This window comes from Rhodococcus sp. 2H158 (assembly GCF_053764755.1).
In genome coordinates this window covers 1-13,934 of record NZ_JBSNCE010000043.1, presented here as the reverse complement: position 1 = coordinate 13,934, position 13,934 = coordinate 1, and the positions used below count along the sequence as shown (strand labels likewise).

Genomic DNA, 13,934 nt, shown 5'->3' with positions numbered 1-13,934 from the left:
GGCCGGGTAGAGCCTAGCCCTTGGGGGGTGCGGCCCCCTCCGGCAGGTCGCCGTTGCGCTCCGGCGGCGCGCCGGCATCCTGCTCGGCCTCGCTCGACTCGCCCGCGGCGTCCTCGATCTCCGCGTCGACGACGTCCACGCACTCGACTGCGGCGTCGTCCTCGACTGCGGCGTCGTCCTCGACCTCGGCGTCGTCCTCGACCTCGGTGCCGGCGGGCGCGCCGGCGTCGCCTGCGGCGTCGGCGGCGTCGGTGTCGTCGGCATCGCCTGCGGCGTCCTGCTGGCCTTCGGGGCCGTCCTCGACGATCTCGGCGTCGAGCACGTCGGCGGCGGGTAGCGCCGGGCCTGCCTCGAGCGCCTTCACCTCGTCGAGCGGGGCGGCGTCGGCCTTCTCGACCGGCTCGTCGTGGTCGGAATTCTCGGCGGCGGCGTTCTCGGCGGCGGCGTTCTCGGCGGCGGCCGACGCACGGGCGGACTCGGCCGCGGCCAGGCGGTGCTCGCGCCACAGCAGCAGCTGCGATGTGACGAGGCCCAGCAGCCCCGACCACGCGAATACCAGCACCCCGGCCAGCCACCAGTTACCGCCGACCACGCCGAAGACCCCCAGGGGGCCACCGGCGACCCACGTGGCCAGCGCGCTCGTCGCGCCCGCGAGCGCCGCCGCAGCGACCACCGTGAGCGCGGCGTCGGTGGACGACGCGTACTCCCCCCGGGCCCGCGCCTCGAGGTGGCGCTGGGCGACGTACCGTCCGAGCAGCGCACCCACCGTCGCGGGAACGGCCAGCAGCACCGGCCAGAACGGCGCGGCCGGTCCCGGTGGGATCACAGCGAGCACCGGCAGCGCGGGCAGGTCACCGCCCGTCGCCTCGAACAGGCTCAGGGTCACGTCGCCGAACTGCACCGTGCTGCCGGCCACCACGGCGGCGGCACCGATCAGCACGTTGGGCAGGTACAGCACCGACAGCACCGTCAACCCGAGCGCCCCGGTCACTCCCCCGCCGCGGCCGATCAGGTCACCGACCACGGTCCACGACCACAGCAGCCCGAGTACGGTCACCACCCCGGCCGCGGCGAACATCCCCAGCACCGCGCGGGCCGCGGGGCGCACGGCGGCGACCAGCCAGTTCGGCACGCCGTAGCGGACGGACAGCGGCCGCCACGTCCGGGCACCGATGCCGAGCCCGGCCCCGAGCAGGTAGAGCGCGGTCACCCAGGCCAGCGCGGCCGCCGGATTGGGGGTGACGACGGGCAGGACGCTCGCCGCATCCTGGATCACGATCAGCGCCACGACCGTGATCACCGTCGGACCGGCGAGGGTGGCCACGGCGATGCGTGAGGCGTTCCGACGATCGAGTGGACGGCCGCCGAGCGCGACGAAGGCGTCGGTGGCAGAACGCGCGGCCCGGGCGGTCAGCCACACCAGCACCGCTGTCGGCAGCAACGGCAGCACGCCGAGGGATACCCCGTCGATCGTCAGCGTCACCTGGTGCAGGGCCAGCCAGCTTCCCGCGATCGCCGCGTAGATGCCGGTCAGGTCGCTGCTCGCGGCCACCATCGTGGTCACCACCAGCGTGGCGATCAGCGCGAGGGTCACTGCCGGCACCTTGGCCGCCGTGCCGAGCAGGATCCGCAGCTGCTCCGGCTCGACCGGGTTGCCTTCCGGGGTGGTGCGCCGGTCGGACCGGCCTAGCGTCGAGGTCATCGTGTCGAGAGTGTCACCCGGCGACGGTCGTGACGGTCAGGCGCGCCGCAGCACGTGCGGGAGCCGTCACCGCGGCTCGTCACCGGGGCGGAACGCCTGCGTCGGTGCCGGGTCCGACGTCCGCTCGGCGTCGTCCTCCGACGGGTGCCCCGCGGCATCCTGCTCGGAATCGGCGTGCCGGGGGGCGAGCACGGTCGGCTCGTCCGCGCCGCCACCGGCGGGCTCCCCCGGCCGGCCCGAAGGACCGGGCGCCCCGGCGCCGTACGGGGCCTGGGCTCCCGTCGGGGTGTAGGCCTGCTGGCCGGGATGCTGCCCCTCGGATTGCGGCCGGTCGACGCGCAGCGGCTGGCTCAGGTGCTCGGTCTGGGCGCCGTAGTCCGGGCTGGGGTAGTGCTCGCGCGGCTGCGCGCCCGAGTACTGGGTGCCCGGGTACTGGGATCCCGGGTACTGCCCCGACGGGTACTGGCCGGTGGAGTACTGCCCCGACGGGTACTGCCCGGTGGAGTACTGCGGCTGCTGGTAGCCGGGGTACTGCGCCGAGGACCCCGAGGGGTAGGCCGAGGACCCCGAGGGGTAGCCGGAGCCCTGCGTTCCGTATCCGCTCGACGCCGCGCCGGGAGCGTAGCCCTGACCGGACGGATAGCCCTGCCCCGCGCCGGCACCCTGCGCTCCGTAGCCCTGGCCGCCGTACCCCTGACCGCCGTACCCCTGGCCGCCGCTGTACCCCTGGCCCACGCCCTGCCCGCCGCCTCCCTGGCCGCCGAACGACTGCGCGGGCGAGCGGCGCTGGCCGGGCACCAGGATGCCGATCCCGAAGAGCAGCGCCATCAGCGCGAGCGCGGTCTGCAGGAAGCCGAGGACGAGGATCGACACCCCACCCCACGAGATGCCGGTGTCGTCGGGCAGGTGGAAGAGTTGGAACAGCGACACCACGAAGCCGACCGCGGAGGCCGCCACCGCGACGGAGCGCAGGTCCTGACCCGGTAGCAGCGACAGCGCCGCGGCCGCGCCACCGAAGAGCAGGAAGGCCAGCGGCACGACCGCAAACCCGAAGTCGAACGACGACAGCGCGACCTGGGTGCCGAAGGAGATCCGCACGTACGGGGCCAGGCCGAGCAGGAAGTTCAGCACCGCCAGCACCGCGACGGCGATCGGCAGGAGCAGCGGCACCACCTTGTCGGAGCCACGGGAGGCGAGGCTGGATCCTCCCCCGGTCGACGACCCCGTGGGACCTGACGGGGTGTCGGACCGGCCCGTTCCCGAGCCTGCTGGGTAGGTCATCGCTCCTCCTGATGTTGTCGGCTGCTCTGCGACCAGCCTAGGCACGATCACCGTGGGCGGCAGGAGTCCCGCGAATCCGGCGAATCCCCACCAGCGAGAATGTGCGCATGCCCAGCACCCTCGAGCCCGGAGCGGACGTCGTCGCCGAGACGGAGATCAAGCATTCCCGCTTTCTCGCCGTGCTGCGTCGCGTCGACTCGGATACCGCCGCGCTCGCCTTCGTCGAGGAACAGCGGAGGCTGTATCCCGATGCGCGGCACCATTGCTGGGCCTTCGTGGTGGGCGACGAGCCGGCGCACCGGGCGGAACGGTCGAGCGACGACGGGGAACCGGGGGGCACGGCCGGGGTACCGATGCTGCAGGTGCTGCACCATCGCGATCTGGTGAATGTCGCGGTGGTGGTCACCCGCTGGTTCGGCGGCATCAAGCTCGGCGCGGGGGGACTGGTCCGGGCGTATTCGGGTGCGGTGGCCGTTGCGGTCGACGCGGCGACGCTGGTGCCGCGGGAGCGACGGGAGGTGTTCACCCTGGCAGTGGGGCACGGTGACGCCGGCCGGGTGGAGTCGGAACTACGGGGCCGCGGGGTGAGCGTGCTCGACGTGTCCTACACGGAGCGTGTCGTCTTCACGGTCGCAGCCAGGGATGCGGCCGGGTTGCGGAGCGTGGTGGCGTCGGCGACGGCCGGCGCCGGCGAGCTCGAACCCGTCGGCACCGAATGGGTGGACGGGTAGGCAGCGGAGCTGCCGGTGCGTCCTTTGGGCGGTCAGGACCGCCCAAAGGACGCACCGGCGGCGAAGCCGCCTACAGCGACTGCAGGATCTCGCGCGCGAGAGCGGCGGTCTCGGACGGCGTCTTGCCGACCTTCACGCCGGCCGCCTCGAGGGCGTCCTTCTTGGCCTGCGCGGTGCCCGAGGAGCCGGAGACGATGGCGCCGGCGTGGCCCATGGTCTTGCCCTCCGGAGCGGTGAACCCGGCGACGTAGCCGACGACCGGCTTGGTCACGTTGGCCTTGATGTAGTCGGCCGCGCGCTCCTCGGCGTCGCCGCCGATCTCGCCGATCATGACGATGAGCTTGGTCTCGGGATCCTTCTCGAACGCCTCGATGGCGTCGATGTGGGTGGTGCCGATGACGGGGTCGCCGCCGATGCCGATGGCGGTCGAGAAGCCGAAGTCACGCAGCTCGAACATCATCTGGTAGGTCAGGGTGCCGGACTTGGACACCAGGCCCACCGGGCCCTTGCCGGAGATGTTGGCCGGGGTGATGCCGGCCAGCGACTCGCCCGGGGTGATGATGCCGGGGCAGTTGGGGCCGATGATCCGGGTCTTGTTGCCCTTCTCGAGGTTGTAGGCCCACGCGTACGCGGTGTCCTGCACCGGGATGCCCTCGGTGATGACCACGAGCAGCGGGATCTCCGCGTCGATGGCCTCGATGATGGCGTCCTTGGCGAACTTCGGGGGGACGAACGCGATCGAGACGTCCGCGCCGGTCTCCTTCATCGCCTCGGCGACGGTACCGAAGACGGGCAGCTCGACGGCAGAACCGTCGGCTGCGGTGTGGGACACCGTGGTGCCGGCCTTGCGGGCGTTGACGCCGCCGACGACCTGGGTACCGGCCTTGAGCATCAGGGCGGTGTGCTTGGTGCCCTCGCCGCCGGTGATGCCCTGGACGATGACCTTCGAGTCCTTGTTGAGGAAGATAGACATGTTCTCCGTGTGTCCTTACTTCGCGGCGTGCGCCAGCTCGGCGGCCTTGTCAGCGGCCTCGTCCATGGTTCCGACCAGCGTGACCAGCGGGTGGTTGGCGTCGGCCAGGATCTTGCGGCCCGCCTCGACGTTGTTGCCGTCCAGGCGGACAACCAGCGGCTTGTTGGCCTCGTCGCCGAGCATCTCCAGCGCCTTGACGATGCCGTTGGCGACCGCGTCGCACGCGGTGATGCCACCGAAGACGTTGACGAACACGCTCTCGACCTGAGCGTCGTTCAGGATGACGTCCAGGCCGGCGGCCATGACCTCGGCGGACGCGCCGCCACCGATGTCGAGGAAGTTGGCGGGCTTGACGCCGCCGTGCTTCTCACCGGCATACGCGACGACGTCGAGGGTCGACATGACCAGTCCCGCGCCGTTGCCGATGATGCCGACCTGGCCGTCGAGCTTGACGTAGTTCAGGTCGTGCTCCTTGGCCTTGGCCTCGAGCGGGTCGGTGGAGTCCTTGTCCTCGAGCTCGGCGTGCTCGGGGTGGCGGAAGCCTGCGTTCTCGTCGATGGTGACCTTGCCGTCCAGGGCGAGGATCTGATCGTCGGGGGTGCGCACGAGCGGGTTGACCTCGACCAGGGTGGCGTCCTCGGCGACGAAGACCTCCCACAGCTTCTGGATGGTCACGGCCGCGGCGTCGAGCACCTCGGCGGGCAGGTGGCCCTGCTCGGCGATGCTGCGCGCGAACGCGAGGTCGACGCCCTTGACGGCGTCCACGGGAACCTTGGCGAGACGCTCGGGCTTGGTGGCCGCGACCTCCTCGATCTCCATGCCGCCCTCGACCGAGCACATGGCCAGGTAGGTGCGGTTGGCCCGGTCGAGCAGGAAGGAGATGTAGTACTCCTCGGCGATGTCGCTGGCCTCGGCGACCAACAGCTTCTTGACGATGTGACCCTTGATGTCGAGGCCGAGGATGTTCTCGGCGTGGGTCTTCGCATCCTCGGGGGTGGCGGCGTACTTCACGCCACCGGCCTTGCCACGACCACCGGTCTTGACCTGGGCCTTGACCATCACAGGCTTACCGATTTCCTCGGCGATCGCCTTGGCCTCGTCGGCCGTGTCGGTCACACGACCCAGCGACGTCGGCACACCATGCTTGGCGAAGAGTTCCTTCGCCTGGTATTCGAAGAGATCCATCTGCTCACCGTCTCGTCTGCGTTGACGCCCGCTCGAGGGGTATGAGCGGGTCCGTTCGGACTGTAACTAGTCGGAAGTCCCACCAAACGCCCGCACTCCTGGTATGTGTCGCATGTCACCGGAGCGAGGGGCCCGAGGGGTACCTCACGGATTTTCCTCCCGGATTGTGAGCCACGCCGCAGCCAGGAGGAACACCACCCCAAGGATTGCAGGCAGTGTGAGGACGACATTCACCGGCTCCTGCTCCGGGGTCCGCACGAGCAACCACGACGCCGCGTACAGGGCCACCGCCGCCGCCGCGCCGAGCAGCAACACACCGCCCCGGGCCGGCCGCGACCGCGCCGCGACCAGCACCGCTGCCACCACCGCGACGGCGAGCAGCACCCGCCCCCACACGTCGTAACCCCACGGATAGCCCAGGACCGAACCGGCCCCGGGCTGCACCGGCAGCAGCACACCGGCACCGGCGACGAGAGCCGCGGCCGCGCCCACCGCGCGCACGACCGGCCCGGCGATCCGTTCGACGGAGGTGTCGATGCCGTCGCGTTCCGCACCCCCGGCCAGCACGACGAACACCCCCGTCACCGCGGCCCCCAGGATCGCGGCGCCGGCCAGCCACGCGCCCGGCCCGGCACCGACACCGGGCAGGTCCGCGGCGAGCACCCAGGACTGCAGCACCGCCCCGGCGGCGGTGCCCACCGCGACGAGCGGCACCGCGAGGGCGGGCCGCAGCGGGGCGGCGAATTCGGAGAGCAGCAGCCACACGCTCAGCGCCAGCACGAGCAGGCCCGTGGCGAGCAGCAGGCGAGTGGCCGGCAGGTCGGGCGCCGTTGCCCCGGCCGGGACCGACAGTGTGGGCAGCAGCGCCCCCACCGTCGCGACGACGCCGGTGGCAATCCCCGCGACGCCCGCGGTGACGTGCCGGCGCAGCATCGCCGGGACGGACGTGACCGCCCTGGGCACCGGCCCTGCGGCGCGGGCGGACCGGGCGACGAGCCGGGGCAGTGCGACCGCGGCCGCGACGAGGGCGGCGGCGGCGACCACCCCGACGGCGGCACCGGCCGACGGCGCGAGCCGCTCACCGGTGAGGCCTGCCGCCAGGCGCGGGCCCAGGATGCCGAGCGCACCGAGCCCCGCACCCGCCACCAGGCCCCTCGCGGCGGCCGGCGAACCGGTCACCAGCGCCCACGTCGCCGTCAGCACCACCGCGACCGCGGCGGCCAGGGAACCGATCGCGGTGGCCGCGGTGGCGTCGAGGACGCCGGGGCCGAGCAGCACCGGGTCGTCCGAGACGAAGGGCGGGGCGAGGAACGCGCCGGCCGCGGCCAGGGCCGCCACCGCCACGGCGGTCGCCGCCGGGGCCCCGACGCGCACACCCACCGGGCCGTCCTCGCCGGGGGCGTGTGCGGGGTCGGCCCCGAGCCGCCGGACCGCGACGGTCCCGAGGACTCCGGCGACGACCGCGGCGAGATGGCCGGTGAGGACGAGGCCGGCACCCGGGCCCGCCGTGAGGCCGGCGGCGGTGAGGGGCCGGAACAGCTCGAGCCGGTCGGCGTCGAGGGCGTCGGTGAACAGCGCGACGTCGAGCAGGGCCGCGCCGAGTGCGACGAACCCGGCCCCCGCCAGCAGCGCGCCGGCCCGGATTCCGGCGAGGGGACCGGGCCGACGGGCGAGACTCAACGCGCCGAGGGGCACCGCGAGCGCGGCGGCGACGGCGGCGATCGTCGCGGCGACGAGGGCGGCGCCGACGGGCCCGGCGTCGGCGCGGACCACCGGCAGGAACGGCGCGACCGCCACAGCGGTGGCGCCGAGCACGGACAGGCCGAACGCGGCGACGAGGACGGGCGGGCGGCTCGGCACGCCCCGACGCTACGGCGACGTTCCGATTCATCGCGGCGTGACACACCGTGAATATTCGGTATCGCGCCGTAACCGAAGGAACGTTTCCATATACGCCCAGCTCAAACTGTGATGCCAGTCACAAGGCCCGATTTCCAGCCCGTTTGGGTTGCCACGCTTGCGATCGTTTCGTTACCGTCGCTTCGGTCCGAATAACGGTCAGGTCACGAACGGAGGACGGCAGTCGATGCACACTTGCACTCCACGCGCCGACAGCCGTCCCGGCAGCGGGTTCGGTGACTTCGAGTCCACGGAGGCCACCGACCACCTCTATCCGGGCCACTGGCAGCCGCACGAGCGCTACCTCGACGAGGGCCCGGCGGACGATCTAGACGTCTCGAGCATTGTGAACTTCCGCAACACCAGCACCACCGAGCAGTACGAATTCTATGGCACCGAGCCGGCCGAGCCGCTCACCGCCCCCGGATCACCCGACGGCGATCTGGCCGCCCCCACTCGTCGCGGCGGCGCCCATCGGGTTCCCACTCCCCCCGCCGCCCTCAAGGGCCGCGCCGCGGTTCTCGCGGTCGCCGCCGGCGCCGTCGTCGCCGCGGGCCAGGCCGCCGCCAGCGGCCCCGCCCAGGAGTCCGAGCACTCCGAGGTCGCCCTCGCCGCGGACGCCACCGACTCGCACGTCATCACCGCCACCGCGGTGCCGCAGGCCGCGCAGTTCGCCCCGGAGACCGAGTCCGAGGGCGCCGCCCCGTCCCAGGCCCCGCAGGTCCTCAACATCGCGGACCCGAACGACCTGTCCCAGTTCTCGAACCTGCTCGCCAAGGGCCAGCGGTTCAGCGAGGAGCGCGCCGCCCGCGAGGCCGCCGCCCGCCGCCCGCTGTTCGTCCTTCCGGCCGCCGGCGTCTTCACCTCCAGCTACGGTGCCCGCTGGGGCACCCTCCACGCCGGGGTGGACATCGCCGGTCCGATCGGGACCCCGATCCTCGCGGTCGCCGACGGCACCGTCATCGACTCCGGTCCGGCGTCCGGCTTCGGCATGTGGGTGCGCCTGCGCCACGCGGACGGCACCGTCACCGTCTACGGCCACATCGACCAGTCCATGGTGACGGTCGGTCAGCAGGTCATGGCCGGCGACCAGATCGCCACCATGGGCAACCGCGGCCAGTCCACCGGCCCGCACCTGCACTTCGAGGTGCACCTCAACGGCATCGACAAGATCGACCCGCTGCCCTGGCTCGCGACCCGCGGCATCTCCCTCGGCATCCGGAACGACTGACCTCCGGCGCTTCTCGCGAAACGGGCCCCGCACCGGCTGGTGTGGGGCCCGTTTCGCGTCCGGCCGGGAACCCGGGTCAGAGCTTGACCATCGGCACGCCGCCGACGAGCATCAGCCGCACCTTCCCGGCGCTGCCGAAGTCGATGACCACCGTCGCGGTCGGCCCGGAGCCGCGGGTCTCGAGGACCGTGCCGAGGCCGTACTTGTCGTGGCTGACCCGGTCGCCGACGGCGAGCACGAGATGGTTGTTGCGCGAGCGCGCGGGCCCGAAACTCGGCGTCGACTGCCGGTCGTCGCCGAACCGGGAGGCTCCGCCCCCGAAGCCGGAGCCGATTCCGCCGTAGCCGCCCCGGCCACGGCCGGATCCGATGGCGTGACCACCGGCCACCCCCGGATCCTCCCGGCGCCACTCCACGAGTTCCTGCGGAATCTCTTGCAGGAAGCGCGATTCCGGATTGGTCACCGACTGCCCCCAGGCCGAGCGCAGCACCGCCCGGCTCAGGTAGAGGCGCTGCCGCGCGCGGGTGAGCCCGACGTAGGCCAGGCGCCGCTCCTCCGACAGCTCGGCCGGGTCGCCGAGCGCTCGCATGTGCGGGAACTGCCCGTCCTCCCACCCGGTCACGAACACCACCGGGAACTCGAGACCCTTGGCGATGTGCAGCGTCATCAGGGTGACGACCCCGTCGCCCTCCTCGGGGATCTGGTCGGCGTCGGCCACCAGCGACACCCGTTCGAGGAACGCGGCGAGCGAGCCGGGCTCGGGCTCCCCCTCCGCGCCCTCCCGTTCCTCCTCGAGACCCGCGGCATTACGGGCATCCGAACTGAATTCCCTTGCCACGCTGACCAGCTCGTTGAGATTGTCGAGCCGCGTGCCGTCCTGCGGGTCGTCGCTGGCCTCGAGCTCGGCGCGGTAACCGGTGCGGTCGAGAACCGCCTCGACGACGTCGCCGATGTCGACGAGGTCGTTGCCGTCGGCGTCGGTCTCGGTGAGCATCCCCCGCAGCTCGTCCATGAGGTCGACGAACGCGGCGATGGCCTTCTGCGAGCGGGTGTTCAGCAGGGGCACGGTGCCCTCGGCCGCGTCGCGCAGGGCCCGGCCGAACCCGACCGCCGTGCGTTCGGCGTGCACCGCCACGCAGGCCTCCGCGCGGTCGCCGATGCCGCGACGGGGGGTGTTGAGGATACGGCGCAGGCTGACCGTGTCGTCCGGGTTGGCGAGCACCCGCAGGTACGCGACGAGGTCGCGAACCTCCTTGCGCTCGTAGAAGCGCACGCCGCCGACCACCCGGTAGGGCACGCCGTGCCGGATGAACACGTCCTCGAGGGCGCGGGAGGAGTTGTTGGTGCGGTAGAACACCGCGACGTCGGCGAACCTGGCCTCACCGGCGTCGACGAGCCGGTCGATCTCCGCGGCCACGAACTGCGCCTCGTCGTGCTCGTTGTCGGCGACGTACCCGGTGATCGGTTCCCCCGCGCCGGAGTCCGTCCACAACCGCTTCTCCCGTCGTCCGGTGTTGCGCGCGATCACCGCGTTGGCCGCCGAGAGGATGTTCTGGGTGGAACGGTAGTTCTGCTCGAGCAGGATCGTGCGAGCGTCGGGATAGTCGCGTTCGAACTCCTCGATGTTGCGGATCGTCGCGCCGCGGAACGCGTAGATGGACTGGTCGGCATCGCCGACGACACACAGCTCCCCCGGCGCGACCGCATCGTCCGTCACGGTGTCGTCCGCACCGCCCACGAGCGTGCGCACGAGCACGTACTGCGCGTGGTTGGTGTCCTGGTATTCGTCGACGAGAACGTGGCGGAACCGTCGGCGGTAGTACTCCGCCACCTGCGGATGCGCCTGCAACAGTGCCACCGTCTCGCCGATCAGGTCGTCGAAGTCGAAGGCGTTGGCCGCGCGCAGCCGCTGCTGGTAGTGCGCGTAGACCCGCGCGACGATCCGCGGCAGTTCCGCCGCCTCGCGGTCCGCGTCGGCCGCGGCCTCCTCGGGGCCGATCAGCTCGTTCTTGAGATTGGAGATGTGCGTCGCCAGCAGCCGCGCGGAATACCGCTTGACGTCGAGGTCGAGATCCTTGGCGATCATGGTGAGCAGCCGCCGGGAGTCGTCCGCGTCGTAGATGGTGAAGTTCGAGTTCATCCCCGACAGCAGCGCCGACTGCGCCCGCAGGATCCGCACGCAGCTCGAATGGAACGTCGACACCCACATGTTGTTCGCGCGCGGACCGACGAGGTGGGCGACGCGCTCGCGCATCTCGGCGGCCGCCTTGTTGGTGAACGTGATCGCCAGGATCTGGCCCGGCGCCACCCCACGCTCACCCAGCAGGTACGCGATGCGCCGGGTCAGCACCGCCGTCTTGCCGGAGCCGGCCCCCGCGACGATGAGCAGCGGAGACCCCGTGTGGGTCACGGCCTCCCGTTGCTGGGGATTGAGTCCCTCGAGCAGCGCGTCGGGGGTCATCGCCCGCACCCCCGAGTTCGACGCGGGGACAGGACGGCCGGAGGCAACGGGTGTATTCATCGTGGTACCAAACTACCGGCGATCGCCGACAGCCGTGCCGGCCGGGCCGGGGCGATTCGGCAGGTATGCCTTACTTGGCCGGTTCGGGGACGGGTGGCAAACTGAACGTCATGTCATGCGCTCCACGTCGCCACTACCGGCGACACTTCCATCGGTGTGAGAGCCGATGACCGAGGCCTGACCACACCCGAGGCTTCGGCTGCTGCGCCACCGAAGTCCCGAGCCGACGGCCGGACCGGTAACGCCCGCAGTATCCGAAGCGATCCCAGAGCTGACGCGAGGAGACGACATGAGCACCAACACCGAGGCCGCCGGTTCCGGAGCCAGCGCATCCGACGCTGCCCTGCCCACCACCGAGGCGGAGATCGACGAGCTCCGCAAAGAGATCGACCGGCTCGACTCCGAGATCCTGGCGGCGGTCAAACGCCGCACCGAGGTCTCGCGCATCATCGGCCAGACCCGCATGGCCTCCGGCGGTACCCGCCTGGTGCACAGCCGCGAGATGAAGGTTCTCGAGCGCTTCAGCGAGCTGGGCCAGGAGGGTCACACCCTGGCCATGCTGCTGCTGCGGCTCGGCCGCGGCCGTCTCGGTCACTGAGTCCCGCCGGGGTCACCGAGTCCCGCCGGGGTCACCGAGTCCCGCCGGTACGCCCCCGAGCCCGTCGGCCACGACGCTCGGGGGCGTAACCGTCGCGCAGGTCACTGCAGCGCGATGTACTTCGTCTCGAGGTACTCCTCGATGCCTTCACTGCCGCCCTCGCGGCCCAGCCCGGAGGCCTTGATGCCGCCGAACGGCGCCGCCACGTCGGAGATCACGCCCCGGTTGACGCCCACCATGCCGGACTCGACGGCCTCGGACACCCGCAGGGCCCGGTCCAGGCTCTGCGTGTAGATGTACGCGGCCAGTCCGTATTCGGTGGCGTTGGCCGCATCGATCGCCTCCTGCTCGGTGTCGAACCCGGCCACGGCGGCGACGGGACCGAACACCTCCTCCCGCAGGATCCGGGCCTCGGCCGTCACCCCGTCGAGCACGGTCGCCGGGTAGTACCACCCCGGGCCGTCGGGGACGGACCCGCCGAGCCGGAGGCTCGCCCCGGCCCCCACCGCGTCCTGCACCAGCGCGCCGACGGTCTCCCGCTGGCCGGCGTTGATCAGCGGCCCGAGTGTGGTGCCGGGGTCGGTGCCGCGCCCGAGCCGGTACTGCGCCATCCGCTCGGTCAGCTTCTTCACGAACTCCTCTCGCACCGCGTTGGCGACATGGAAGCGGTTCGCGGCCGTGCACGCCTCGCCGCCGTTGCGCAGCTTCGCGGCCAGCGCTCCCTCGACCGCGGCATCGAGGTCGGCGTCGTCGAACACCAGGAACGGCGCGTTGCCGCCCAGCTCCATCGACGTGCGCAGCATCGCCTTCCCGGCCCGCTCGGACAGGGCCCGGCCGACCGCGGTGGAACCGGTGAAGGTCAGCTTGCGCAGGCGGGGATCGTCGATCAGCGGACCGGTGACCGCCCCGGCGCGCGACGTCGGCAGCACGGACAGCACCCCCTTCGGCAGGCCGGCCTCGGCGAACAGCTGGGCGAGCAGCAGCATCGTCAGCGGGGTCTCCGACGCGGGCTTCATCAGGATCGTGCAGCCCGCAGCGAGGGCGGGACCGATCTTGCGGGTGCCCATCGCGAGCGGGAAGTTCCACGGCGTGATCGCCAGGCACGGTCCCACCGGCTGTTTCGTCACCAGGATCCGTCCGTTGCCCGCGGGCGCGTGGGTGTAGCGGCCCGCGATCCGCACCGCCTCCTCGGCGAACCAGCGGAAGAACTCGGCACCGTACTTGGCCTCGGCCCGGCTCTCCGGCAGGGCCTTGCCCATCTCCAGGGTCATCAGGAGCGCGAAGTCCTCGGCACGTTCGGTGATCCTCGCGAACACCGAACGCAGCAGTTCGCCACGTTCGCGCGGCGGGGTCGCGGCCCACTCGTGCTGGACGGCCACCGCGGCGTCGAGGGCGCGGACGGCGTCCGCCGGACTCGCGTCGGCGACGTCGGTGAGCGTGTCGCCGGTGGCGGGATCGTGGACGGGGAAGGTGGCGCCGTTCTCTGCGGCCACCCACTCCCCGCCGAGGAACAGTTCTGTCGGTACGGTCCGGATCAGTTCTTCGGGGTCCATGACCCACATCATGCGCTCCACGACCCGAGCGGGTTCCGAACCCGCCGGTAACTGCGGCCCCGCACTAGGCTCTGAATTCATGAGCGACGTGACTCGAACCGCACCGTGGCAGCAGCTGTCCCAGCACCGTTCGGAGCTCGAGGCGGTGGATCTGCGGGGGTTGTTCGCGGCGGATCCGGGGCGGGCGCAGCGGTTGTCGCTCACCGCCGGGGACTGGTACATCGACTACAGCAAGCATCGGATCACCGACACCACGGTGG

The 13,934-nt window shown here is 71.9% G+C and carries 10 protein-coding genes and 1 pseudogene; 4 read left to right on the top strand and 7 right to left on the bottom strand.

The features are described from left to right. Positions 1–13: 13 nt before the first annotated feature. On the bottom strand, positions 14–1,702 hold the full coding sequence (locus ACWPOB_RS27080) for a cell division protein PerM (RefSeq protein WP_455402711.1): 1,689 nt from the start codon (positions 1,700–1,702) through the stop codon (positions 14–16). A gap of 66 nt (positions 1,703–1,768) precedes the next feature. Then, positions 1,769–2,983: a DUF5336 domain-containing protein gene (locus ACWPOB_RS27075; RefSeq protein ID WP_455402710.1), complete on the bottom strand. Its 1,215-nt coding sequence runs from the start codon at positions 2,981–2,983 to the stop codon at positions 1,769–1,771. A 107-nt stretch (positions 2,984–3,090) separates the two neighbouring features. Between ACWPOB_RS27075 and ACWPOB_RS27070 the strand changes: the two genes are divergently transcribed. Next, positions 3,091–3,714, top strand: a complete 624-nt coding sequence (locus tag ACWPOB_RS27070) for an IMPACT family protein (protein ID WP_100058363.1) — start codon at positions 3,091–3,093, stop codon at positions 3,712–3,714. A gap of 70 nt (positions 3,715–3,784) precedes the next feature. On the opposite strand, the gene sucD is transcribed toward ACWPOB_RS27070, so the two are convergent. The 3 genes from sucD to ACWPOB_RS27055 form a co-directional block, all read right to left on the bottom strand. Beyond that, entirely contained in the window at positions 3,785–4,687 is a 903-nt protein-coding gene (gene sucD / locus ACWPOB_RS27065) for a succinate--CoA ligase subunit alpha (protein WP_100058364.1), read from the bottom strand. 15 nt (positions 4,688–4,702) lie between these two features. Next, positions 4,703–5,872 (bottom strand): ADP-forming succinate--CoA ligase subunit beta, encoded by a 1,170-nt coding sequence (gene sucC / locus ACWPOB_RS27060; protein WP_100058365.1) that lies wholly within the window; start codon positions 5,870–5,872, stop codon positions 4,703–4,705. 144 nt (positions 5,873–6,016) lie between these two features. After that, positions 6,017–7,732, bottom strand: a complete 1,716-nt coding sequence (locus ACWPOB_RS27055; protein ID WP_455402709.1) for a hypothetical protein — start codon at positions 7,730–7,732, stop codon at positions 6,017–6,019. 226 nt (positions 7,733–7,958) lie between these two features. Here ACWPOB_RS27055 and ACWPOB_RS27050 point away from each other — a divergent pair, with 226 nt between their 5' ends. Continuing rightward, positions 7,959–9,002: a M23 family metallopeptidase gene (locus ACWPOB_RS27050; protein WP_065922906.1), complete on the top strand. Its 1,044-nt coding sequence runs from the start codon at positions 7,959–7,961 to the stop codon at positions 9,000–9,002. Positions 9,003–9,078: 76 nt separating this feature from the next. Here ACWPOB_RS27050 and pcrA read toward each other — a convergent pair whose 3' ends face one another. After that, positions 9,079–11,523, bottom strand: coding sequence for a DNA helicase PcrA (pcrA, locus tag ACWPOB_RS27045; protein ID WP_455402708.1), 2,445 nt, complete (start codon positions 11,521–11,523; stop codon positions 9,079–9,081). 289 nt (positions 11,524–11,812) lie between these two features. On the opposite strand from pcrA, the gene ACWPOB_RS27040 reads away from it, so the two are divergent. Continuing rightward, positions 11,813–12,121: a chorismate mutase gene (locus ACWPOB_RS27040; protein WP_029541984.1), complete on the top strand. Its 309-nt coding sequence runs from the start codon at positions 11,813–11,815 to the stop codon at positions 12,119–12,121. Between the two features lie 101 nt (positions 12,122–12,222). Here the strand turns inward: ACWPOB_RS27040 and ACWPOB_RS27035 are convergent, their stop codons facing one another. Then, complete coding sequence (locus tag ACWPOB_RS27035) at positions 12,223–13,674, bottom strand: NAD-dependent succinate-semialdehyde dehydrogenase (RefSeq protein ID WP_455402707.1); 1,452 nt, start codon at positions 13,672–13,674, stop codon at positions 12,223–12,225. 79 nt (positions 13,675–13,753) lie between these two features. On the opposite strand from ACWPOB_RS27035, the pseudogene ACWPOB_RS27030 reads away from it, so the two are divergent. Next, positions 13,754–13,934: pseudogene (locus ACWPOB_RS27030) on the top strand (glucose-6-phosphate isomerase); the annotation flags it as partial.

Excerpts from the sequence above, each read along its gene's own strand:
- ACWPOB_RS27080 (WP_455402711.1), bottom strand. The coding sequence starts at position 1,702 with ATGACCTCGACGCTAGGCCGGTCCGACCGGCGCACCACCCCGGAAGGC.
- ACWPOB_RS27075 (WP_455402710.1), bottom strand. The coding sequence starts at position 2,983 with ATGACCTACCCAGCAGGCTCGGGAACGGGCCGGTCCGACACCCCGTCA.
- ACWPOB_RS27070 (WP_100058363.1), top strand. The coding sequence starts at position 3,091 with ATGCCCAGCACCCTCGAGCCCGGAGCGGACGTCGTCGCCGAGACGGAG.
- sucD (WP_100058364.1), bottom strand. The coding sequence starts at position 4,687 with ATGTCTATCTTCCTCAACAAGGACTCGAAGGTCATCGTCCAGGGCATC.
- sucC (WP_100058365.1), bottom strand. The coding sequence starts at position 5,872 with ATGGATCTCTTCGAATACCAGGCGAAGGAACTCTTCGCCAAGCATGGT.
- ACWPOB_RS27050 (WP_065922906.1), top strand. The coding sequence starts at position 7,959 with ATGCACACTTGCACTCCACGCGCCGACAGCCGTCCCGGCAGCGGGTTC.
- pcrA (WP_455402708.1), bottom strand. The coding sequence starts at position 11,523 with ATGAATACACCCGTTGCCTCCGGCCGTCCTGTCCCCGCGTCGAACTCG.
- ACWPOB_RS27040 (WP_029541984.1), top strand. The coding sequence starts at position 11,813 with ATGAGCACCAACACCGAGGCCGCCGGTTCCGGAGCCAGCGCATCCGAC.
- ACWPOB_RS27035 (WP_455402707.1), bottom strand. The coding sequence starts at position 13,674 with ATGGACCCCGAAGAACTGATCCGGACCGTACCGACAGAACTGTTCCTC.